This is a genomic window from Kitasatospora sp. NPDC056651, assembly GCF_042792155.1.
Lineage (GTDB): Bacteria > Actinomycetota > Actinomycetes > Streptomycetales > Streptomycetaceae > Kitasatospora.
On record NZ_JBHTWX010000123.1, the window covers coordinates 3,747 to 27,535 of the forward strand.

11 protein-coding genes are annotated in these 23,789 nt (G+C 74.0%); 4 read left to right on the forward strand and 7 right to left on the reverse strand.

Annotation, left to right across the window (positions count from 1 at the left end; all coding sequences use genetic code 11):
* The 7 genes from ACFRAR_RS33085 to ACFRAR_RS33115 all read right to left on the reverse strand — a co-directional run.
* Nucleotides 1–4,591, reverse strand: a 4,591-nt coding sequence (locus tag ACFRAR_RS33085; protein ID WP_380703025.1) for an amino acid adenylation domain-containing protein, incomplete at its 3' end; no start/stop codon positions are given.
* Between the two features lie 16 nt (nt 4,592–4,607).
* On the reverse strand, nt 4,608–5,564 hold the full coding sequence (locus ACFRAR_RS33090; RefSeq protein WP_380703027.1) for a TauD/TfdA family dioxygenase: 957 nt from the start codon (nt 5,562–5,564) through the stop codon (nt 4,608–4,610).
* A complete protein-coding gene (locus ACFRAR_RS33095; RefSeq protein WP_380703030.1) occupies nt 5,561–6,808 on the reverse strand; it encodes an MFS transporter in 1,248 nt (415 codons plus the stop codon). The genes ACFRAR_RS33090 and ACFRAR_RS33095 overlap by 4 nt, the downstream gene beginning before the upstream one ends.
* Nucleotides 6,809–6,810: 2 nt before the next feature.
* Complete coding sequence (locus ACFRAR_RS33100; protein WP_380703032.1) at nt 6,811–11,760, reverse strand: amino acid adenylation domain-containing protein; 4,950 nt, start codon at nt 11,758–11,760, stop codon at nt 6,811–6,813.
* Nucleotides 11,761–11,813: 53 nt separating this feature from the next.
* Nucleotides 11,814–12,608 (reverse strand): FkbM family methyltransferase, encoded by a 795-nt coding sequence (locus ACFRAR_RS33105; protein ID WP_380703034.1) that lies wholly within the window; start codon nt 12,606–12,608, stop codon nt 11,814–11,816.
* Nucleotides 12,605–13,978 (reverse strand): condensation domain-containing protein, encoded by a 1,374-nt coding sequence (locus tag ACFRAR_RS33110; protein WP_380703036.1) that lies wholly within the window; start codon nt 13,976–13,978, stop codon nt 12,605–12,607. Before ACFRAR_RS33110 ends, ACFRAR_RS33105 begins: the two co-directional genes overlap by 4 nt.
* Nucleotides 13,975–15,891: an AMP-binding protein gene (locus tag ACFRAR_RS33115; protein ID WP_380703038.1), complete on the reverse strand. Its 1,917-nt coding sequence runs from the start codon at nt 15,889–15,891 to the stop codon at nt 13,975–13,977. Before ACFRAR_RS33115 ends, ACFRAR_RS33110 begins: the two co-directional genes overlap by 4 nt.
* Nucleotides 15,892–16,128: 237 nt before the next feature.
* Here ACFRAR_RS33115 and ACFRAR_RS33120 point away from each other — a divergent pair, with 237 nt between their 5' ends.
* From ACFRAR_RS33120 to ACFRAR_RS33135, 4 genes are all read left to right on the forward strand, one after another.
* Nucleotides 16,129–17,070, forward strand: a complete 942-nt coding sequence (locus ACFRAR_RS33120; protein WP_380703040.1) for a TauD/TfdA family dioxygenase — start codon at nt 16,129–16,131, stop codon at nt 17,068–17,070.
* Between the two features lie 16 nt (nt 17,071–17,086).
* The gene (locus ACFRAR_RS33125) at nt 17,087–17,869 is read left to right on the forward strand and encodes a thioesterase II family protein (protein ID WP_380703042.1); all 783 of its coding nucleotides are present in this window, start codon (nt 17,087–17,089) and stop codon (nt 17,867–17,869) included.
* Nucleotides 17,866–18,078, forward strand: coding sequence for an MbtH family protein (locus tag ACFRAR_RS33130; protein ID WP_380703044.1), 213 nt, complete (start codon nt 17,866–17,868; stop codon nt 18,076–18,078). Before ACFRAR_RS33125 ends, ACFRAR_RS33130 begins: the two co-directional genes overlap by 4 nt.
* A gap of 89 nt (nt 18,079–18,167) precedes the next feature.
* Nucleotides 18,168–23,789: amino acid adenylation domain-containing protein (locus ACFRAR_RS33135; protein WP_380703046.1), on the forward strand; the 5,622-nt coding region annotated here is incomplete at its 3' end.

A 23,789-nucleotide genomic window follows, 5' to 3' on the forward strand; every position in this document is an offset into this window, starting at 1 on the left:
GCACGAACAGCCGCTCCGAATCACCCTCCGGATCCGCCGCCATCGCCTCCAGCACCGCCCGGTACAACCCCGCCACCCGCTGCGCCCACACCCGACCGATCGACCGGGTGCTGGTCTTGAGGCTGATCCGCTTGGACAGGGTGGTCACCGCGAGGTCGAACTCGGTGGTTCCGGGCGCCATCACGGTGTCGAGGTCGACGGCGTCGCTCTCCAGCCGCTCGAAGTCGACGTGGTTGAGCAGCACGTTGACGATGCGTCCGGGGCCGGCCAGCCGCTGCACCTCGGGCATCGGGAACTGTCGGTGCGGCCACAGCTCCACCTCCCGCTCGAACACCGAGCGCACCAGCTCCCGCCAGCTGCGGGCACCACGTTCGAAGCCGAACGGCAGCGTGTTGAGGTGCATGCCGTAGACCCGGTCGGCCCCCGGGGCCTCCGGGCGGGTGTGCACCACCACCCCGCTGCTGAACCGCTCCTGGTCGGTGAGCAGGCCGAGCACCTTGCCGTGGGCGGCGACCAGGACGCTCTTGAACGAGGCCCGCGCGGCGGCGGCCAGGGCCCGCAGGCCGTCCTCCAGGTCGCCGAACGGCACCGACTCCCAGTAGTCCTCGGCCGCCGCGGCCGGCTCGCCCCAGTGCGCGGGCAGGGCGAAGGCCGGGTAGCGCTGGACCTGCCCACTCCAGTACGCACGGTCCTCGGCCGACGCCAGCGCCCGCACCTCGCCCGCGATGGAGTCGGCGTAGCGGACCTCGGGCGTCTCGAACGGCGGGAGCGGCTGCCCGGCGGCGAGCGTCCGGTAGCAGTCCAGCAGTTCCTTCAGCAGCGAGTGGTAGCTCCAGCCCTCGACGATGCCGTGGAACTCGGTGACGGTGAGCCACCAGCCGTCGGCGGCCCGGTGCGCGGCGAGGCGCAGCAGCGGCGGCCGGGACAGGTCGAACAGCCGCGCCCGCTCGGCGGCCTGGAACTCCCGGAGCGCACCCCGGAACTCCTCCGCCGGCAGCTCCCTCAGGTCGTGCACCACCACCGGGATCCCGGCTTCGGCGTGCACCAGCTGCAACGGCACCGAGTACGACTCCAGGTCGAAGGAGGTCCGCAGCACCTCGTGCCGCTGCGCCACCACCCGGGCGGCCTCCCGCAGCGCGGGCAGCACGAAGGGCAGCTCGTCGCGGATCCTGCTGGTGGCGACGTTCTGGTAGTTGCTGCGGCCGTCCACGGCGAGCAGGTCGACAGCCATGCCGATCTGGGCCATCGCCATGGGGTAGGCGTCCGTCACTCCGGCGGGCAGGGTCGCCCGGTCCGCCGCCGTGATCAGCGCGAACGGCTCGACCGGGGCCACCCGCGTCGCCGTCGACAGCGCGGGGCGCTCGGCCAGCAGGGCGGTGAGCCCCGCCACGGTGCGTCCGGCGAAGACGTCCCGGACGGCGGCGTCCATGCCCTGCGCCCGCAGTGCGCCGACCAGGGCCACCGCCCGGATCGAGTCGCCGCCGAGGTCGAAGAAGCTGTCCGCGGCCCCGGCCCGGGGCAGGTCCAGCACCTCGGCCCAGATCCGGGCCATCCGCTCCTCGGCGGGGGTGCTCGGGGCGACGTACTCGGCGACGAGGTCGAGCTCCGGGGCCGGCAGGGCGCGCTTGTCGAGCTTGCCGTTGGCCGTCAACGGCAGCCGCTCCAGAGCCACGAACAACGAGGGCACCAGGTACTCCGGCAGCGAGCGCGCCAAGGCCGCCCGCAGCTCCCCCGCCCCCGGCAGGGCCTCCCCGGAGGGCACCGCGTAGCCGACCAGCCGGCCCTCGCGGACGACCACGGCCGCCTCCCGCACACCCGGTACGGCGGCCAGCGCGACCGCCACCTCGCCCGGCTCCACCCGGTGGCCGCGCACCTTCACCTGGTCGTCGGCCCGGCCGAGGAACTCCAGGCTGCCGTCCGGGCCGCGCCGGGCGAGGTCGCCGCTGCGGTAGAGCCGCTCCCCGGGGGCGCCGAAGGGGTCAGGGACGAAGCGCGCGGCCGTCAGGCCCGGCCTGCCCAGGTAGCCGCGGGTCACGCCGGCGCCGCCGACGTGGATCTCCCCGCGCGCGCCGGTCGGCACCGGGCGGCCGTGCTCGTCCAGCAGGTGCAGGGCGAGGTCGTCGAGCGGGCGGCCGATCGAGTTGCCGGCCAGCGGGTCCAGGTCCGCGGCACCGACCCGGTGACAGGTGGAGTGCACGGTGGTCTCGGTGATGCCGTACATGTTCACCAGGCGCGGCCCGGCTTCGCCCAACCGCTCCACCCAGGGCGCGAGTTCGGGTGCGTCGAGCCGCTCGCCCGCGAAGACGACGGCCCGCAGCGCCAGTCGGCCGAGCCGGGGGTCGTCGGCGGCCGCCGCCGCGACCAGGCCGCGGAAGGCGGAGGGCGTCTGGCTGAGCACGGTGATCCGCTGCCCGACGAGCAGGTCGAGGAGTTCCGACGGGTCCCGGGTGACCTCCTGGGGCACCACCACCAGCCGGCCGCCGTGCAGCAGCGCGCCCCACATCTCGAAGACCGAGACGTCGAAGGCGTAGGAGTGGCAGAGCGACCACACGTCGTCGGCGTCGAAGGCGAACCGCCGGCGGGCGGTGGTGAGCAGCCGGGCGACGTTGCGGTGGGTGACGGCCACACCCTTGGGCCGGCCGGTGGAGCCGGAGGTGTGGATCACGTACGCGAGTTGCCCGGGGTCGACCGCCGGCAGCGTGGCCACGGCCGGCTCGCGGAGCGGCTCCCGCGGCCGGTCCAGCACCACGAGTTCGCCGTCGTGCAGCGCCGACAGCCTTGTGGCGTGGGCCTCTTGGGTGAGCAGCACGCGGGCGCCGCTGTCGCGCAGCACGTAGTCGATCCGGGCGTCGGGCACCGCCGGATCCAGCGGGACGTAGGCGCCGCCCGCCTTCAGGATGCCGAGCAGGGCGGGCAGCAGCTCGATGCCGCGCTCCAGGCAGACCGCCACCAGGGTCTCCGGACCGACGCCCAGGGCGACCAGGCGGCGGGCCAGCCGGTCGGCGCGGGCATCCAGTTCGGCGTAGTCGAGGGTGTGTTCGCCGCTGACCACGGCGACGGCGCCGGGCGTGTGGGCCGCCTGCTCGGCGAACAGCTCGTGCAGCGGGCGGGGCGTCTCCACGGTGTCCGCCGGGCGGGCGGTCAGCGCGGCGTGCTCGTCGGCGTCCAGCAGATCCAGCGCCGACAGCCTGGTGCCCGGGGCGGTGGCCGCGCTGTGCAGCAGCCGCACGTAGTGGGCCAACTGCCGCTCGGCGGTGGTCCGGTCGAAGAGCTCGGTGGCGTACTCCAGGCGCAGCGCGAGCGGCTCGCCGTCGGCGGCCTCTTCGGCCACCAGGGCGAGGTCGAAGCGTGCCTTCGGCCGGGGCGGCGCGACCTCGCTCATGGTCAGGCCGGGCAGCCGGTAGTCGGTCGCCGTGCGTTCCCGTTGGGTGAAGAACACCTGGAAGAGCGGAGTGCGGGAGCGGTCGCGCTCCGGCTCCAGCTCGGCCACCAGGGTGGCGAACGGCACCCGCTGGTGGTCGTAGGCGTCCAGCACCGTACGGCCGGTGGCGCCCAGCAGTTCGGCGAAGGTCGGGTCGCCGTCCAGACGGCCGCGCAGCACCAGGGTGTTGATCCCGTACCCGATCATGCCCTGCAGTTCGGGCCGGGTGCGGGTGCTGGTCACCGTGCCGACGGCGACGTCGGTGCTGCCGGTGTAGCGGGCGAGCAGGACCTGGAACGCGGCGAGGAGCACCGAGAACTGCGTGGTGCCGTGCTCGCGGGCCAGCAGGCGGGTGTGCTCGGCGAGTTCGGCCGGGATCTCGCAGCGGACGGCGTCGCCGCCGTGCCCCCGGACCGCCGGGCGGCGTCGGTCGGTGGGCAGGTCCAGCGGCTCCAGGCCGGTGAGCCGCCGCTTCCAGTGGTCCAGCGCCGTGGCGATGGGCTGCTCCCGCTCCCAGACGGCGTAGTCGGCGTACTGCAGGGCCGGTTCGGCTTCGTCCGCCGTGTCGTTGCCCGTGACGTACCGCCGGTAGCCGGCGCCGATCTCCTCGGCGATCAGGCCGGTTGACCAGGCGTCACAGGCGATGTGATGCACCGTCAGGAGCAGCACGTGCTCGTCGGGGGAGCAGCGCAGCAGCCGGCCGCGGATCGGCCACTCGCGTTCCAGGTCGATGGGGCGGGCGGCCTCGTGCTCGATGCGTGCCTGCACGGCGGCGGAGCGCCGGCCGGCCGGAAGCCGGCCGAGGTCCTCGACCGGCAGGGCCGGCTCCCGGACCGGGTCGACGAGTTGGACCGGCTCCTGGCCGTCCAACGCGTAGCGGGTGCGCAGGATCTCGTGCCGCCCGAGCAGCCGGGTCCAGGCCCGGTCCAGCGCGGTGCGGTCGAGTTCGCCGCTGAGCCGCAGCGCGACCGGCACCAGGTACTCGGGGCTGTCGGGCTCCAGCCGGTTGAGGAACCACATCTGCCGCTGCCCGGCGGTCAGTGGCAGCGGATGGCTGCGGTCGGCCTTCTCGATGCCGCGGCTGCGGCCGCGCAGTTCGCCGCTGAGCACGCGGCGCAGGTACTCCGCCCTGAGCGCGTCGGACCCGGTGCTGTCGGTGGTGCCGGTCATGTCTCGGGTCTCCTAGCTAGCTCTGGTGGGGCTCGTGGCCCTGGTGCGGCTCGGCCATCGCGACGGCGATCCGGCGCGGCCCGGTGAAGGGCTCCCGGCCGTGGGCGGCGAGCATGTTGTCGACGATCAGGACGTCGTCGCGCTGCCAGTCGAAGCGGGTGGAGGCGCCGCGGTAGGCGTCCCGCAGGTGGGCCATGACCTCGCCGGGTATCCGCCCGCCGTCGCCGTAGTAGGTGTTGTTCGGCAGGTCCTCCTCCGGGAACATCTCCCGCAGGCCCTCCTGGATCTCCGCGGCGAGGGTGGTGACGTGGAAGAACGTGGCGTGGTTGAACCACACCTCCTCGCCGGTGGCGGGGTGGATCCGCAGGGCGGGGCGGACGGCGACGGTGCGCAGCCCGCCGCCGGGCAGCCACTGCGCCTCGATGCCGTGCTCGCGGCAGTACGTCTCGACCGCCGCCCGGTCCTCGCCGCCGAACACGCCCTGCCAGCTCAGGCCGATGCCGGGGTGGAAGTTGCGCACCGCCCGCCAGCCGCGCCGGCGGAACTCCTCGCGGACCTCAGGGTCGATCCGACGCAGCACCTCCCGCAGGTCGGCGAGCGGGGTGGCGCCCCGGGTGTGCGCCGGCTCGACGCAGTGGAAGAACAGGGTGCGCGGCCAAGTGACCTGGTAGGAGTTCTCGTTGTGCAGGAAGATCTCCTCGTCCGGCGGATAGTCGGTGGAGGTGTAGATCCGGCCCTTGATCCGGCTGCGCGGCGAGGAGCGCTCGGAGTACGGGAGCGGGGCGTCGCCGGTGAACGTGCGCACCACCCGGTCGAAGCCGTCCACGCCACCGACGGCGAAGCCCCGCAGCAGCACCGCGCCGTGCTGGTGCAGCAGCGCGCGCAGTTGCGCCTGCCGCTCGGCGAGCCGGTCGGCACAATCGGCGGGCGCGCCGGACGACGAAGGGGCCTCGACGATCGCGCTGAGGGTCATGGGGTGACGGGTCCTTCCCTGAGGTCGTGACGGGTGTGCAGGGCCGGGGCGAGGGCGGCGGCGGTGGCCAGGGCGGTGAGCAGAGCGCCCACCAGCAGGAGGGTGACCGCGGGCCCCCAGGCGGCCAGGGTCAGGCCGCCGAGCAGGGCGCCGAGCGCGTTGGCGCCCGAGCCGAGCAGGTAGCTGACGCCGACCACCCGGCCCTGCAGGGCGTCGGGGGTGGCCCGGGTCTGGACCACGGCACCGACCACGTTGAACACGGCGCCGACGAAGCCGGTGCCCGCGAACAGCGCGCCGAGCAGCACCGGGTCGCGCGCCCAGACCATGGCGCAGGTGAGCACCGCCCAGCAGGCCAGGCCGAGGACGAAGATGGTGCGCCGGCTGAGGTGGCGCTCCCACCATCCGCCGGTCAGCGCGCCGAACACGCCGCCCAGGCCGCCCGCGCCGACGATCAGCGCCACCGCGGCCTTGGCCGCGCCCTCCTCCTTGACCAGCAGGAGCAGGGCCAGTGGCACGGCCTGGAGCAGCAGGTTGGCCGCCGCCAGGAAGCCCAGGGCGGCGCGCAGGAACCGGTGGCCGTTGAGCCAGCGCAGCCCCTGGGCGATGTCCTGGCGGAGCGCCCGCCGGCCGGCCGGGCGCCGTTCCTGGAACGGGCGGCGGATCAGCATCAGGGTGAGCAGCGAGAGCAGGTGCGCGCCGGCCGTGAAGGCGAACGGCGCCCAGTGGGCGACGGTCTGCAGCAGCACCCCGCCGGGCTGGCCCAGCAGGGCCGCCGCGCGGCCGCGGGCCTCGTTGCGGGAGATCGCCGGCGGCAGCTGGGTCGGATGCACGACGTTGCGCACCGCTCCCCGTTCGGCCAGTCGATAGCAGACCGCGAGGGTGGACTCGGCGAAGGCCACCAGGACCAGGTGCGCCGGCGCGAAGGCGCCCAGCGCGAGGACCGTGACGACGCTGCCGAGAGCCAGGAAGCGCCCGGCCTCGCAGGCCAGCATCACCCGGCGGCGGTCCCAGCGGTCCACCAGCGCCCCGGCAGGCAGCTGCACCACCAGCAGCGGCAGCAGCGCCGCACAGGACACCGCGGACATCGCGAGCGGCGAGCCGGTGTGCCAGAGCACCAGCAGGGGGTAGGCGTAGGCGCTCACCCGGTTGCCGAGGAAGGACACCGCCGCGCCGGACCACAGCAGCAGGAAGTCCCGGTTGCGGTGCAGCGGCGGCACGTCGGTGCCGGTCACCGGGTCGGCCACGTTCACAGGGCGGCGGCGATCTCGTCGTCGCTGAGCAGCGCGGCCTCGGCGCGGACGATCTCCTCGACGGTGGCGGCCAGCCCGGCGACCGTGGGTGCCTCGAAGACGGCCCGCACCGGCAGCACGATCCCGAACTCCTCGTGGACCGCGGCGATCAGGCGGATGGCCGTGATCGAGTTGCCGCCGGTGAGGAAGAAGTCGGCGTGCGCGTCGGGTTCGCTGCCGACGATCCCTGCCCACAGAGCCGCGATGCGCAGCTGCACGGGCCCGCTCGGGGCGGTCCGAGCGGCCGGGTCGCCGGGGGTGCGGCCCGGTGCGGGCAGCGCGCGGCGGTCGAGCTTGCCGTTGGCGGTCAGCGGGAACGCGTCGAGCGCCGTGAAACTCGCCGGGACGAGGTAGTGCGGCAGCCGGCGGGCGCAGTGCTCGGCCAGGTCCCGCTCGGCGGGCGGGGCGGCCGGATCGGCCGGGAGGTAGTAGGCCGCGAGGTGCGGTTCGCCGGCCGTGGGCCGGTGCACCAGGACGGCGGCCTCGCGCACGGCCAGGTGGCCGGCCAGGACGGCCCGGGCTTCGGTCGGCTCGATCCGGTAGCCGCGCAGCTTCGTCTGGTCGTCCATGCGTCCGAGGAACTCGACCGTCCCGTCCGGCAGCTGCCGGGCCAGGTCGCCGGTGCGGTAGAGCCGGGCGCCGGCCTCGCCGTACGGGTCGGGGACGAAGCGCTCGGCGGTCAGGCCGGGGCGGCCGGTGTAGCCGCGGGCCAGGCGCCGCCCTCCCACGCACAGCTCGCCCGCCGCGCCCGGCGGAACCGGCCGCAGGGCGCGGTCCAGGAGGTACACCGTGGTGTGCGGCAGCGGTCGGCCGATCGGCAGCACGCCGGTCGGCGGGTCCGCCGGCACCGGGTGGATCGTGGCGCCGACGGTGGCCTCGGTGGGCCCGTACTCGTTGATCAGCTCGGTGTGCGGGGCGAGGGCGCGCCAGCGCGCCAGCACCTCCGGGGTGAACGGCTCGCCCGCGACGACCAGGACCGGTGCCAGCGCCGCGGCCTGCTCGGCGGTCAGCTGGGCGGCGATGATGTCGAGGTGCCCCGGGGTCAGCTTGACGAAGCTGTACGGGCCGGTGCGGGCGAGCCAGGAGCCCAGCTGCGAGAGGTCCGCGTCCGGCGGGAAGAGCCGCACCGGCTGCCCGGCCACCAGGGGCGCCCAGAGGTTGGGGACCACCAGGTCGAAGGCGTGCGAGGAGAACAGCGGGGCGCCGCCGCTGCCGCGTGCGACGAGTTCGGTCGCCGCCCAATCCACGTGGTCGGCGAGGCCGCGGTGGGTGATCTCGACACCCTTGGGCCGTCCGGTGGAGCCGGAGGTGAAGATCACGTAGGCCAGCCGGGCCGGGTCCTCGACGCGCTCCGGCGCGGTGCCGGGTTGCCCGGCGATCGCCGCGGCGTCCGTGTCCAGCCGTACCGCCGCGGGGTGGTCGATCCGGCCGGTGGCGCCGGTGGTGATCCAGGCGGCCGCGCCCGAGGAGCGCAGTACCTCGGCGATCCGCTCGACCGGGTCGGCGGGGTCGACCGGCACGTACGCGGCCCCCGCCTTCCAGACCGCGAGCAGGGCGGTGAGCAGCTCGGGTCCGCGCGGCAGCACCGCCGCGACCCGGTCGTGGTCGGCCACACCGGCCGCGCGCAGTTGCCGGGCCAGCCGGTTCGCCGCGGCGTCGAGCTCGGCGTAGCCCAGCACCCGCTCGCCGAGGATCACGGCGGGCGCCGCCGGGGTGCGCCGGGCCTGCTCCTCGAACCGGGCCGGCACGGTGGCCGGAGTACCGCCGGCGCCGGTGTCGTTCCACTCGACCAGCTGCCGGTGGAGCTCGGCCGGCGACTGCAGGTCCAGGGCCTCCAGCGGCAGCCGCGGGTGGTCCACCGCCGCGGTCAGCAGCCGGACGAAGCGCTCGGCCAGGCGGGCGACGGTGGCCTCGTCGAAGAGTGCCGTGGCGTACTCCAGCACGCCGTCGTAGCCGCCGTCCGACCGGCGGCGCAGGAACAGCGAGAGGTCGGTCTTGGCCACCCGCCAGGATTCGGCGAACGCGGCCATGTCCTCGTCCCGGTCGGCCAGGCCGGTCGCGCCCTCGGTGTGCAGGTCGAAAGCGACCTGGTAGAGCGGGGTGCGAGAGAGGTCACGCTCGGGCCCGAGGGCTTCCACCAGCCGTTCGAAGGGCAGTTCCTGGTGGGCAAAGGCCTCCCGGGCGGTGTCGCGCACGCCGTCCAGGGCCGCGGCGAAACCGGCCCGGCCGTCCGGGCGGCAGCGCAGCACCAGCGAGTTGAGGAAGAAGCCGACCGCGTCCTCGACCTCCGGGCGGGTGCGTCCCGACACCGGGGTGCCGACGGGCAGGTCCCACTGGCCGGTGTGGCGCGCCAGCAGGGTGGCGAAGCCGGTCAGCAGAGTGGCGAAGGGAGTCGCGCCGTGCGCGCGGCCGAGGTCGGTCAGGCGGTCGGCCAGCTCGGGTTGCAGCCGGAAGCGGACCACGGCGCCACGCCCGTCGCGCTCGGCCGGGCGGGGCCGGTCGGTCGGCAGGTCGAGGGTCGGAAGGTCGGCCAGCACCCGCTGCCAGTAATCGAGTTCGGCGCTGACGTGCCGGTCGGCCAGCCGGCGGGCGGACCAGGCGGCCCAGTCGGCGTACTGCACGGCCGGCGCGGCGAGCGTGCTCTCCCGGCCCTCCCGGTGGGCGGCGCACAGCTCGCGCAGCTCGCGCTCCAGCACCACGGTCGAGGCGCCGTCGCAGCTGATGTGGTGCAGGGTCAGCAGCAACAGGTGGTCCTCGCCGTCGATCCGGGCCAGCAGCGCCCGCCAGACCGGGCCGCGTTCGAGGTCGAAGCCGCGCCGGAACTGCTCGCCGAAGAGCGCGGGAAGCTGCTCCCGGGTGGTGTCCTCGACCCGCAGTTCGACGTCCTCGGCCGGGCCGATCAGCTGCCGGGGCTCGCCGGCCTCCGCGGTGTAGCGGGTCCGCAGCGGCTCGTGGCGCTCGGCGAGCCGGCGCAGGGCCTGCCGGACGGCGGCCTCGCCGGTGGCGGCCGGCAGCCGTACCAGCAGCGGGGCCACCCACTCCTGGTCGGCCGGGTGCAGTCGGTCCAGGAACCACAGTCGGCGCTGGCCGGGTGCGAGCGGCAGCTCGCCGTCCCGCGGGATCGGGGTCACCGGGTCGTCGGCCGGGGCGGCCAGGGTGATCAGCCGGGCCTGTTCGGCCACGGTGGCGGCCTCGAACAGGCCGCGCAGCGGGACCGGCCCGCCGGCCGCGGCACGCAGCCGCGCGGCCAGCCGGGTGAGCTGCAGGGAGGTGCCGCCGAGGGCGAAGAAGTCGTCGTCGGCGCCGATCCGGTCGACGCCGAGCAGTCCGGCCCAGACCTCGGCGACCACCTCCTCCGCCCGGTCGCGCGGGGCGAGGTAGCGCGGGCGGCCGGGTCCTTCGAGTTCGGCCGCGGCGCGCAGCGCGGAGCGGTCGGCCTTGCCGGAGGCGGTCAGCGGGAAGTCGGGCACGAGGCGGACGACGGACGGCAGGTGGCTCTCCGGCAGCCGCTCGGCGAGGAAGGCGCGCAATTCGCCGGCGGGGACCGGGGTGCGCAGCGTGACGTGGGCGGCCAGGAAGGTGCCGACGGTGCCGGGCGCCGTGAACGCGGTGACGACGGCGCCGGTGACCTCGGGGTGGGCGGCGAGCGCCGACTCGACCTCGCCGGGCTCGATCCGCACCCCGTTGACCTTGAGCTGCTGGTCCAGCCGGCCCAGGTACTCCAGTGTGTGGTCGGGGCGCCAGCGGACCTGGTCACCGGTGCGGTACAGGCGGGCGCCGGGCTCGCCGTACGGGTCCGGGACGAAGCGCTGCGCGGTCAGCCCGGGCCGACCGAGGTAGCCGCGGGCGACGCCGGGGCCGCCGGCGTACAGTTCGCCGGGCACACCGACCGGAACCGGGTCGCCGGCCGGATCGAGGACCAGTACCCTCATGCCGCGGATGGGCCGGCCGATCGGGACCGGTCCGGTCGTCTGCGCGGGGTCGACGGGGTGTGCGGTGACGTCGATGCTGCATTCGGTGGGCCCGTAGGTGTTCCACAGCGCCACCGCCGGGCCGGTGCGCGCGCGCAGCCGGGTGGCGAGTTCGGCCTGTAGCGGCTCCCCGGCGCTGAAGACCAGCCGGAGTTCGTCGCACCGCGACCAGCCGTCCTCCTCGACCAGCGGGCGCAGCACGGAGGGCACCACCTGGAGCACCGTCACCCGGTGGGCGGCGACGGTGCTCAGCAGCGCGGCAGGATCGCGCTCCGTGCCGGGCGGCGCGAGGACCACCGCAGCGCCGCAGGTCAGCGGTGCGAGCAGTTCCCAAGCGGCGGCGTCGAAGCCGATCGAGGTCTTGGCCAGGACGCGGTCGGCCGGGCCGAGGGCGTGGGTGTCGACTGTCCAGCCGACCCGGCCGGCGAGGCCGGCGTGCGTGACGCCGACCAGCTTGGGCCGGCCGGTCGAACCCGAGGTGAACACCGCGTAGGCGAGTTGCTCGGGCGCCGGCGAGGCCGGCTGCGGCAGCGGCGCGGCGGGGACGGCGACGAGTTCGGCGGGGGCGAGCGGCACCGCGCCGGCGGCCCGGACGGTGGGGGCGAGCGCGTCCCCGGCGACCACCAGGGCGACCCCGGAGTCGCGGATCAGCTCCCGCAGCCGGGCGGCCGGCTGTCCGGGGTCCAGCGGCAGGTAGCCGGCTCCCGCCCGCCAGGCCGCGAGCAGCGTGACGACCAGGTCGACGCCGCGCTCCAGCGCGATCCCGACCGGACGGTCCGGCTCGGCGCCGAGCCCCCGCAGCCGGTGGCAGGCCCGGGCTACGGCCTCGTCCAGCTCGCGGTAGGTGACCGTCCGCGCGCCGTCGACCAGAGCGGTCGCGTCGGGCGTGCGCGACGCCTGCCGGGCGATGCGATCCGGCAGCATCAGGGTACCCATGACGGTCCAACTCCTTTGGCGTTTACGGTTCCTACCGGGTGGCGGGACCGGGTTCAGAGGCGAACCGCTTCGAGGTCGTACAGGACGGTGTCAGCCAGCAGCGGGTCTTGGGTGACGGTCACCGTGAAGCCGCGCGAGCGCAGCAGCTCCACGCAGGCGGCGAGGCGGTCCCGCTCGTCGTGCACCTCCGCGACGACCGCGTCGATCCGCGGCCAGTGCCGGGGCTCCACACCGCGCAGCACGTCGAGTTCGGCGCGCTCCACATCGACCTTCAGCAGGGCGACCCGGTCGATCCGGTGGCGTTCGATCAGTTCGGAGACGGTGACCACGCGGACGGAGTAGCCGATCCCCCGGTGCACGCCCTCGGTCAGTTCGGCCGCGTCCTCGGGGTCGAGGCCGGTGTTGAGCAGGTAGGTCCGGGTGATCGCGTCGTCGGCGGCGGCGTCCGCGTACAGGCCGGAGTTCCCCGGCGCCTGCGGGTAGTAGGTGAAGGGCAGTTCCCCGCCGGTGGCGCCGACCGCCACCTGCTCGGCCCGCCACTCGCCGACGTGAGCGGCGAGGTTGCGGGTGAGGCAGGCGTACAGCTCGGGCACCGGCTCGGCCGCCACCACGACGAGGCCGGGGCGGCGGCGCGCGCACAGCAGCGACAGCAGGCCGACGTTGGCGCCGACGTCCACCACGGTGCCCCCGCCGAGTCGCTCGACCGCCCGGTGGTACGTCCCCGGCGGCCGCATCTCGCGCCACATCGCGGTGGTCGCCGGGACGCTGGTGCACCACACCGTCGGCCCGTCCGGGAGGGCGAGTTCGCGGGCGGTGGGGTCCAGCGGCGGATGGTGCGCGGGGCTCACCGGCCGCCGCCCAGGGCGAGCAGGAAGGAACGGTCCGCCGTGCCGGCCAGCGGCACCCGGGCGACCTGGGCCTGCGGGTCGTCGAACGAGGCGTCGAGCAGGCACCGGTAGATCCGGGCGAAGCGCTCGACCGAGGAGACCTCGAACCTGGTGGTGTCGTAGCGCAGCAGCACCGTGATGCCGGCGGCGCGCTGGATGATCTCCACCGCCAGCTCCGAGCGGCCCTCCTGCTGCGGCACGTCGTACAGCTCCAGCCGCAGCCCGGCGTACTCGGTGATGCCGTCGGCGAGTCCGGGGATCGGCAGCCGGTCGGCCACGACCAGGGTGATCAGGATGTTGAAGGCCGCGCTGCGGCCGGGGAGTTCCACCGGGCAGTCGAGGTGCCGGAGTCCGCCCAGCAGCTGCCGGGCGCTCTCCCGGACGGTCTCCGCGAAGGTGGTGGTCGGGGTGAACCGGCCGCGCAGCGGCACGGTGTTGATGAAGTAGCCGACGCTCTCGCGGGCGAGCGGGGAGCGGCGGGTGGTGACCGGCACGCCGATCAGGAACTCCGCTCCGCTGCCGCTGCGGTGCAGCACCGCCTGGAACACCGCGAGCAGCCAGGCCGCCGGGGTGACCCGGGCCTCGGCGGCGCGCTCGGCGAGCCGGTCCTTGACGGCCGAGGACAACGGCAGCGCGATGGTGGCGCCGCGGCTGGGGCAACGGCCGGGGCCGTCGAGCAGAGCCGGGTCGGCCGGCAGCGAGGCCACCGGCACGCCGGTGCAGACCTCCCGCCAGTACGCCCGGGACTCGGCGCCGCGCGGCGAGTCGAGCACCTGCCGTTCGGCGTCGACCTGCTCGGCCCAGAGCCGCGGGAGCGGGCGCACCGGGGCGGGCTCGCCGGTCGTCTCGGCGCGGTAGCCGTCCAGCAGGTCACGCAGCAGCAGGCACTGCGAGTACGCGTCGCTGGCCAGGTGGTGGGTGACCAGCACCAGTACGGCGTCCCGCGCACCCCGGCGCAGCACCACGGCCCGGAAGGCGCCCTCCTCGTCCAACCGCAGCGGCTCCTGGCCGACCTGGTGGGCCAGCGCGAAGAGGGTGTCGTCGTCGAGCCCCTCGGCCGGGCGCACCTGGAGTCGCATCGCCCGCGGTTCGATCGGCTCGCCGATCGGCGAGCCGTCCGGATCGGTCGTGAAGCGGGTGCGCAGCAGTTCGTGGCGCTGGACCAGCGCGGTCAGCGCCCGTTGCAGCGGCTGCGGCCGGAGCCCGCCGTGCACCCGGACGGCGAGGACCACGTTGAGCGCCTGGCTGTCCGGCTGCAACTGCTGGGCCAGCCACAGCGCCTGCTGGCCGACGGAGAGGAGGTGCGGGCGCGGCGCCCGCCGGCCGGTCACGCCCGCTCCAGTTCGGCGGTGAGGAACGCGGCCAGGGCGTCGATGGTCGGGTGGTCCCAGGCGATGGTCGCTTCGAGCCGCAGCCCGAAGCGATCCTCCGCTTCGCCGCAGATCGACAGCGCCCCCAGCGAGTCCAGGCCGAGTTCCACCAGGTGCGCGTCGGTGGCGATCCGCTCCGGGCTCCGGTTCAGGCTCTCGGCGACCCGTTCGACCAGCCAGCCGCGGATCTCGGCCGTTCGGTCCGGCCCGCCCGGCTCGCATCCGTCGTCGAACTCGGCATGCAGGGTTTCGAATCGACTCTTCATCAGGAGTTCACGGGTGAGCGATCGTTGCAGCTTTCCGCTGGTGGTGCGGGGCAGTCGCCCGGGGCCGACCAGGACGAGCCCGGCCACCGGGACGCCCTGCGCCCTGGCCAGCTCCGCCTTGGCCCGGCGGGCCAGCCGCCCCAGCTCCTCCGAGGTCCCGCCGAGGCGCACCTCCTGCACCAGCACGATCCGTTCGCCGTCGGCCGCCGGCAGCTGGACGGCCGCCGCGGGCAGCCCGGCGAACGCCGGGTCGAGGCCCTGCAGGTCGCGTTCCAGGTCCTGCGGGTAGAGGTTGCGGCCGTGCACGATGATCAGATCCTTGCGGCGGCCGGTGACGAACAGTTCGCCGTCGAGCAGTGCCCCCAGGTCGCCCGTGCGCAGGAACCCGCCCTCACCGTCCGCCGTGTCGGCGTCGAAGCTGTCCGCGGTCTCCTGCGGCTTGCCCCAGTAGCCGAGCGCCACGCTGCCGCCGCGCACCCAGATCTCGCCGACCCGGCCCGCCGGCAGCTCGCGCCGGCTCTCCGGCTCGACGATCCGCACGTCGAGGTCGCGGACCGCGCCGTTGCCCACCAGCGCGCTGCCCGTCCAGGCCGGTTCGACGGGGACGAGTTCGCCCACCGCCAGCCGGGCGGTGTCGAAGTGGCGTATCAGCGGCGGCTGTTCGGAGCGAGTGTGGGTGACGGTCAGGGTCGCCTCGGCCAGCCCGTAGCCGGGGACGAAGCAGGACGTGCGGAACCCGGCCGGGGCCAGGCGTTCGGCGAAGCGGGTGAGGGTGGCGGGGTCGATCGGTTCCGCGCCGTTGACCGCGTTCCAGTGGTGGGACAGGTCGAGCCCGGCGATCTGCTCGTCGGTGAGCTTGCGCGTGCACAGGTCCCAGGCGAAGTTCGGTGCGGGGGCGACGTCGGCCCGGTAGCGCTCGATCAGCCGCAGCCAGCTCACCGGCCGCTTCAGGAAGGTGGTCGCGGCCATCAGGACCGTGGTGCCGCCGACGTGCAGCGGAGCCAGGATCGCGCCGATCAGGCCCATGTCGTGGTGGGCCGGCAGCCAGCTGACCCAGGTCGTTCCCTCCTGCCAGCCCAGCCCCCGGCCCATCAGCCCGATGTTGTGGAGCAACGCCCGGTGCGGAACCATCACGCCCTTCGGCTCGCTGGTCGAGCCGGAGGTGTACTGCAGGAAGGCGATGTCGTCGGGGCCCGTCCCGGGCGGCCCGGCGACCGGCGTCGCCCGCAGGGCCTCGCGCAGCTCCTCCTCGCCGAGCGTCAGCCGGGCCGCGCAGTCCGCCGCGATACCCGTGTGGCGGCCCTCCTGCCGTCCGTGGGTGCCGCGCGCGGGCACCGGTACGGGCACCACGCCCGCGTACAGGCAGCCCAGGAAGGCCTGGACGAAGCCGATGCCGGACGGGATCGGGAGCAGTACCCGGTCGCCGGCGGCGCAGCGCTGCCCGAGCCAGCCCGCCGTCGCGCGGGCCGCGGCGTCCAACTCCACGTAGTCGACCGACTGTTCGCCGTCCTCACCGACGAAGCGCACGGCGACGCGTCGGGGACTGCGCTCGACGTTGTCCCGAAAACCGTCGAGATAGCTCTCACGGTGGGTCACAGCAGGGGTCACAGGCCTTCTCCCAGCATCGTGAGCGGGCGGTCAGAGCCGACCTCGCCGCGGAAGTCCCTGGATCGCCGCGGATGGCCCGCATGGGGGAAGACGGTCGCGATCCGGTGGAACCAGAGCCTACGAACGGCTTCCCATAACCGATCCATATCGGCTTATGAGCAGCGGTGGCGAGAAAATATAGGGTCGCCCGGAGAGAGTGGGCAGCGACAACTGCCGCCGGCCGCTTGGAGAACAGTGATGATTGGCCAGGAGGACTGGACCCCGCTCGTGATCACCCCCGCCGCCTCCGGGGTGGACGCCTCCGCGCGGGGCCTGATCGAGTACCTCCACGGTCCGGAGGACCTCGCCGGGCTGCTCACCCGCGAGAAGGCCCTGGTGTTCCGCGGGTTCGAGGTCACGCCCGCGGAGCTCGACGAGGTGATGGACCTCCTGCTGCCCAACCGGCTCGCCTACGTGCACGGCAACTCCCCGCGGACCAAGGTCGGGAACAACGTCTACACCTCGACCGAGTTCCCGCCGGAGTTCACCATCTCGATGCACAACGAGATGTCCTACGCCCACCAGTGGCCGGCCCGCCTGCTCTTCTTCTGCGAGCAGGCCGCCGAGACCGGCGGCGCGACGCCCGTGGTGGACGGCGTGCGGTGGCTGGAGTCGCTCGACCCGGAGGTCCGGGAGGCCTTCGCGGGCGGTGTGCGCTACAGCCAGAACCTGCACGGCGGACGGGGCCTGGGCAAGAGCTGGCAGGACACCTTCGAGACCGAGGACCGCGCCGAGGTCGAGGACTTCCTCGCGAAGACCGAGGCCGAGTGGGAGTGGCGGCCGGACGGCTCGCTGCGGGTGCACCAGCTGCGCCCGTCCACCCTGCGCCACCCGGTCACCGGCGCCGAGGTGTGGTTCAACCAGGCCGACCAGTGGCACCCCACCGCGATGGGCGACGAGGTGGCCGCGGCGCTGGCCAAGATCATGCCTGTCGAGGAGCTGCCGCAGTCGGTGGCCTTCGCCGACGGCACGCCGATCCCGCCGGAGTACGTCCTGCAGGTCCGCGACCGCGGCCTGGACAGCGCCGTCGACGTCGACTGGAACACCGGCGACCTGCTGCTGATCGACAACATCCTGGTGGGCCACGGCCGACGCCCGTTCACCGGGGCGCGCCGCGTCCTCGTGGCGATGTGCGGCTGAGGACGGGGATCCCGAGATGACCGATCGTTCCAAGTGGTTCCGGGTGTTCACACCCCGCCCGGAGGCCCGGCTCCGGCTGGTCTGCTTCCCGTACGCCGGAGGCTCCGCGAGCGCCTTCCGCGGCTGGGCGGACCTGCTGCCGCCGACCATCGAGGTGGTCGCGGTCCAGTACCCGGGGCGACAGGACCGTTTCAACGAGCCCTGCATGGAGGACATGGCGGAGCTGGCCGACAAGCTCGCGTTCGCCGCCACGCACCGGCTGAGGGGTCCGCTGGCCTTCTACGGGCACAGCCTGGGCGCCAGCGTGGCGTACGAGACCGCCCGACGGCTGGAGCAGCAGGCCTCCTCGCCCACCGTGGTGCGGCTGTTCGCCGCCGCCCGCTCGGCCCCGGACTCGCCGAAGCGCCGCAACCTCCTGTTCCACTCCGACGAACTGCTCATGGACTACGTACGGGAGCTGGGCGGCTCCGGCGCGGCGGTGCTGGAGGTCGAGGAACTGCGCCAGCTGGCCCTGCCCACGCTGCGCAGCGACTTCGCCCTGGCACACGGCTACTCCTACCACCCGGGCACGCCGCTGAACTGCCCGCTCACCGCCATCGCGGGCGAGCAGGACGCTTCGTTCACCCCGGAGGACACCGAGCTCTGGCGACGGCACACCGCCTCCGACTTCGACACCCGCGTCATACCCGGGGGGCACTTCTTCCTGGAGGAGGCATCCCAGGACCTGGTCGCGCTCCTTGCCGAACAGCTCAACCCGCCGGTTGCCACCGGCCTCCAGACGAGAGGGACATCGCGATGACCAATCCGTTCGAGGATCTCGACGGCACCTACTTCGTCCTGGCCAACTCCGAGGGGCAGCACTCTCTGTGGCCGTCCTTCATCGAGGTACCGGCCGGCTGGCGGGTCGTGTTCGGCGCCTCGGGCCGCCAGGAGTGCCTGGACTACGTGGAAGAGCACTGGACCGACATGCGTCCGGCCAGTCTCCGCCGAGCGATGTCCCAGCACTGACACCCCTTCTGCGGCCCCGGGAACTGCTGGAACTGCCACGGCAGTTCCAGCAAACCCATTTCTGTAGACATTTTCCGAGGTGAACACCAGTGTCCGAAGCCCGCGTCGAACGCCGGCCCCTGTCCAATGCCCAGATGGGCATCTGGTACGCCCACCAGCTGGATCGGGCGGGAAGCACGTACAACGTCGCCGAATACGTCGACCTGCGCGGTCCGCTGGACCCAGCCCGCTTCGATGCGGCCTACCGGCAGCTGGTCGCCGAGCTGGAGAGCCTGCAGACGGTCGCGATCGTCGACGAGCACGGGCCGCAACTGGTGCGCGACCCGCGATTCCGGCCAGAGGTCACCCACCTCGACCTCACCGGTGAGAGCGACCCGGAGGCGGCGGCCCAGGACTGGATCACCGCCGAGCTCGGACGCAGCCGTGACCTCGCCACCGGTCCGCTCCACACCTACGCGCTGTTCAAACTGGCCGACAGCCACTACCGGTGGCTCCGCAGCTACCACCACATCCTGATCGACGGGCACACCGCCGTGCTGATAGGCCAGCGAATGGCCCACCTCTACAACGCCCTGGGCCAGGGAGCCGAGTTCCCGGAGCCCCTCCTGCTCTCCGACGAGGCGCTGGTGGAGGAGGAGCGGGCGTACCGCGCCTCCCCCGAATTCGCCGCGGACCGGCAGTACTGGCTCGACAAGCTCGCCGGGCGGCCCGCCCCGGTGCGCCTGGAGGGCACCCCCGGCTCGGCCGACCGAGCCGGGGGCCTGCCGTTCCTGCGCCAGAGCGAGTACCTGTCGGCGGAACGGGTCGGCCGGCTCAAGGTGCTGGCGCGCAGCCTGGGCACGCACCCGTCCACGGTGCTCACGGCGATGTCCGCGGCGTACTTCCACCGTACCGCCGGCGAACAGGACCTGGTGCTGGGCTTCGCCGTGGCCGCCCGGGTCACCAAGACCGCGCGCCTGGCGCCGGGGTTCGCGTCCAACATCCTGCCGCTGCGGTTCGACGTGTCACCGGAGTCGACGCTCCGTCAGCTTTCGTCGGTGGTGGCCGGCGAGCTGCGCGGTGCGCTGAGGCACCAGCGCTACCGGCACGAGGACCTGCGCCGCGACCTCGGCCTGACGGGAACCGATGAGAGCGTCCTCGGGCCGACGCTCAACATCATGCTGTTCGACCACTCCTACCCGTTCGACGGGATCCAGGCCGAGGTCACCAACCTCGCGCTCGGTCCGCTGGACAGCTTCTCGGTCGCCGTCTTCGAGCGGGGCGAGCAGGGCTGGCGGTTCGACTTCGACGCTGCCCTGCGGGTACTGGGCGAGGACGACCTGGCCACTCACCGCAAGCGGTACATCGCGCTGATCGGCGAGCTGCTCGACCATCCCGACCGGCCGGTGGGCGAGTTCGAGCTGCTGACCGATCGGGAGCGGCGGCTGGTCCTGGAGGACTGGGTCGGCCGGTCCGCCCCCGAGCCGCAGGGCAGCCTCGTCGAACTCTTCGAAGCGCAGGCGGCCCGCACCCCGGCGGCCGTCGCGGTGGTCGCCGACGGGACCGAGCTGAGCTACGCGGAGCTGAACGCGCGCGCCAACCGGCTGGCCCGGAGGCTGCGGGCACTGGACACCGCCCCGGAGGAGGGCGTGGCGATCCTGCTGGACCGCTCGCCGGAGCTGGTGGTCGCGGTGCTCGCGGTACTCAAGGCGGGCGGCTGCTACGTGCCGTTGGACGCCCGCTACCCGCTGGGGCACCGCACGCTGATCGCCGCTGAGACCGGCGCCCGCGTGGTGCTGACCGACCGTACGCTGGCCGACGAGGCCGACCGGCTGGGCCTGTCCACCGTGCTCGTCGACGAGGAGTCGCCCTCCGACGACGACGACCTGGAACTGCCGCTGGTACCGGGCCAGTTGGCCTACGTGATGTACACCTCCGGCTCGACCGGGCAACCCAAGGGCGTCGCGGTGAGCCACCACGACGTCGCCCAGCTGGCCCTGGACGGCCGCTGGACCGGCGGCGCGCACCGGCGCGTGCTGCTGAACTCCTCCCCCGCCTTCGACGCCGCCACCTACGAGCTGTGGGTGCCGCTGCTGTCCGGCGGCACCGTGGTGGTCGCCCCGCCCGGCACGCTGACGCCGGCCGAGCTGGAGCAGGTGCTCACCGAGCACCGGGTCACCGCACTGTGGCTCACCGCCGGCCTCTTCGACCTGGTCGCCGAGGAGCGCCCGACCGCGCTCGCCGGGGTCCGTGAGGTGCTGGCCGGCGGCGACGTGGTCCCGCCGGCCGCTGTCGCCCGCGTCCAGGCCGCCTGCCCCGGCACCCGGGTGGTCATCGGCTACGGGCCGACCGAGACCACCACCTTCGCGACCTGCGCCGACCTGCCGGTACCCGAGGCCGGCGCGTCGGCCGCCCGGACGCTGCCGATCGGCCGCCCGCTCGACAACACCCGGGCGCTGGTCCTCGACACCGCCCTGCGCCCGGTCGCCCCCGGCGCGGTCGGCGAACTGTATGTCGCGGGCGCGGGTCTGGCGCGCGGCTACTGGCAGCGCCCGGGCCTGTCCGCCGAGCGCTTCGTGGCCTGTCCGTTCGGCGCGCCGGAGGAGAGGATGTACCGCACCGGCGACCTGGTCCGCTGGAACCACGACGGCGAGCTGGAGTACGTCGGCCGCGCCGACCAGCAGGTGAAGATCCGCGGTTTCCGGATCGAGCTCGGCGCGATCGAGACCACCCTCGCCCGGCACCGGACGGTCGCCCAGGCCGCCGTCGTCGCCCGCGAGGACCGCCCCGGCGACAAGCGGCTGGTCGCCTACGCCGTCCCGTCCGCCGGCGCCGTCGTCGACCCGGTCGAACTGCGAGCCTTCGCGGGCACCGAACTGCCCGAGTTCATGGTGCCCGCCGCCATCGTCGTCCTGGACACCCTCCCCCTGACCGGCAACGGCAAGGTCGACAAGCGCGCCCTGCCCGCCCCCGACTTCACCGCCGAGAGCAGCGGCCGCGCCCCCCGCACCCCCAACGAGGAACTGCTCTGCGCCCTCTTCGCCGACGTCCTCGCCCTCCCCCGCGTCAACCCCGAGGACTCCTTCTTCGACATCGGCGGGGACTCGCTGAGCGCGACCCGGCTGGCCGGACGAGTCCGCGCCGTGTTCAACACCGAACTGACGATCCGCGAGCTCTTCGAAACCCCGACCGTCGCCCGACTGGCCATCGTCCTGGACCGCGCCCCCGGCGACAGCGCCCGCCCGGCGCTCGGCGCGGCCGAACGCCCCGAGGCCGTCCCGCTCTCCTTCGGGCAGCAGCGGCTCTGGTTCCTCAATCGGCTCGAAGGCCGGACGGCGACCTACAACGTCCCGATGTGGCTGCGGCTGCACGGCCCACTCGACCGACAGGCCCTGGCCGCGGCCTTCACCGACCTGGTCGGGCGCCACGAGAGCCTGCGCACCGTCTTCCCGGACGTCGGCGGCGTCCCGTCCCAGGTGATCCTCCCGCCCGAAGCCGCCACGCCGAGGCTCGACCCCGTCGAGATCCGCGAGGCGGACCTCGCCGAGGCCCTCAAGGCGGCGGCCTCCGAAGGCTTCGACGTGTCGTACGAGACCTCGCTGCGGGCCCGGCTCTTCGAGCTCGCACCGCAGGACCACGTCCTCCTGCTCGTGCTCCATCACATCTCCGGCGACGGCTGGTCCCTCGCTCCGCTCGGCAAGGACCTGGCCACCGCGTACGAGGCCCACTGCCGGGGCTCGGCACCGACCTGGGCGCCGCTGCCGGTCCAGTACGCCGACTACACGCTGTGGCAGCGGGCTCTGCTGGGCGAGGAGGACGACCCCGACAGCCTGCTGAACCGGCAGATCGCCCACTGGGTCACGGTCCTGCGGGACCTGCCCGAGGAACTGGACCTGCCCACCGACCGCCCCCGTCCCGCGCAGCCCAGCCACCGCGGCTCGACCGTCCCGATGCGGATCTCCCCCGAACTCCACGGCAGGCTGCTGGCCTTCGCCCGGGAGACCCAGGTCAGCCCGTTCATGGTCCTGCACGCCGGCCTCGCCGCGCTGCTGACCCGGCTCGGCGCGGGTGGCGACGTCCCGATCGGCACACCGGTCGCCGGGCGGACCGACACCGCGCTCGACGACCTGGTGGGCATGTTCGTGAACACGCTGGTGCTGCGCACCGACACCAGCGGCGATCCGACCTTCCGCGAACTCGCGCACCGGGTCCGGGAAACGGACCTCGCCGCCTACGCACACCAGGACGTGCCCTTCGAGCGGCTGGTCGACATCGTCAACCCGGTTCGCTCCTCCGCCCGCCACCCGCTGGCGCAGGTGATGCTCTCACTGCAGAACATCACCCGGCCACAGCTCGAACTGCCGGGCATCCGCGTGGAGTCGGGGCCCGTGCAGATCGACGTCGCCAAGTTCGACCTGATCTTCTTCCTCAGCGAGCGCCCGACCGAGGACGGTACGGCCGGCGGCCTCGACGGCGAACTGGAGTTCACCCTCGACCTCTTCGACCGGACCACCGCCGAGGCGATCGCCGCTCGGTTCGTCCGGTTGCTCGAAGACGCCCTGCGCGACCCCGACCGGACCGTCGGCGAGCTCGCCGTACTCACCGAGCAGGAGCGGCGCCGGCTCCTGGAGGACTGGGCCGGGCGCACGGTCCCGACGCCGGGCGGCACCCTCGCCGGACTCTTCGAGGCCCAGGTGTCCCGCACCCCCGACGCCGTCGCCGTCCGCGAGGGCGACCTCCGGCTCACCTACACCGAGCTGAACGAGCGGGCCAACCGCCTCGCCCACCGGCTCATCACCCGCGGCACCGGACCGGAGAGCCGCGTCACCGTTCTGCTCGACCGCTCCGCCGACGTCGTCACCAGCGTCCTCGCCATCGTCAAGGCCGGCGGCGCCTACGCCCCCATCCACACCTCGTACCCGCCCGACCGGATGGCCTGGCTCACCGGCAACACCGGCGCCACCACCCTGGTGACCCACAGCACCACCGACACCGCCTGGCTCCCGGACGGTGCCACCACGCTCCACGCCGACGACCCCACCCTCGCCGAGGAGCCCGCCCACAACCCGGGCGTCCCCACCCAGCACACGCAACTCGCCTACATCATCCACACCTCGGGCTCCACCGGTCTGCCCAAGGGCGTCGCCGTCACCCACCAGGACGTCATCCAGCTCGCCCATGACACCCGCTGGCACGCGGCCCACCACCGCCTGCTGATGCACTCCCCCCACGCCTTCGACGCCTCCACCTACGAGATCTGGGTCCCCCTCCTCAACGGCGGCACCATCACGGTCGCCCGCCCCGGAACCCTCGACGCCCGGATCCTGCGGGAGACCGTTGACCAGCACGGCATCACCGCCCTCTTCCTCACCACCGCGCTCTTCAACCTCATCGCCGAGGAGGACCCGACCGCCTTCTCCGGGCTCCAGGAGGTCCTCACCGGCGGCGAGGCCGCCAACCCCAACGCCATGCGGCGCGTCCTGGCCGACAACCCCGACCTGGTCGTCGGGCACGTCTACGGGCCCACCGAGACCACCACCTACGTCACCCACCAACGCCTGGACGCCGGCCGGGAGGTCCCGCAGACCCCGCCGATCGGCACCCCTCTCGACAACTCCCGCGCCTACGTGCTGGACGCCCGGCTCGCCCTCTGCCCACCCGGCACCACCGGCGAGCTCTACCTCGCCGGAGCCGGTCTGGCACGCGGCTACTGGCAACGCCCCAGCCTGTCC

Bases quoted from the DNA above. Each gene is read 5' to 3' on its own strand.
- ACFRAR_RS33090 (WP_380703027.1), bottom strand. From the start codon at position 5,564: ATGACCCTCAGCGCGATCGTCGAGGCCCCTTCGTCGTCCGGCGCGCCC.
- ACFRAR_RS33100 (WP_380703032.1), bottom strand. From the start codon at position 11,760: ATGGGTACCCTGATGCTGCCGGATCGCATCGCCCGGCAGGCGTCGCGC.
- ACFRAR_RS33120 (WP_380703040.1), top strand. From the start codon at position 16,129: ATGATTGGCCAGGAGGACTGGACCCCGCTCGTGATCACCCCCGCCGCC.
- ACFRAR_RS33125 (WP_380703042.1), top strand. From the start codon at position 17,087: ATGACCGATCGTTCCAAGTGGTTCCGGGTGTTCACACCCCGCCCGGAG.
- ACFRAR_RS33130 (WP_380703044.1), top strand. From the start codon at position 17,866: ATGACCAATCCGTTCGAGGATCTCGACGGCACCTACTTCGTCCTGGCC.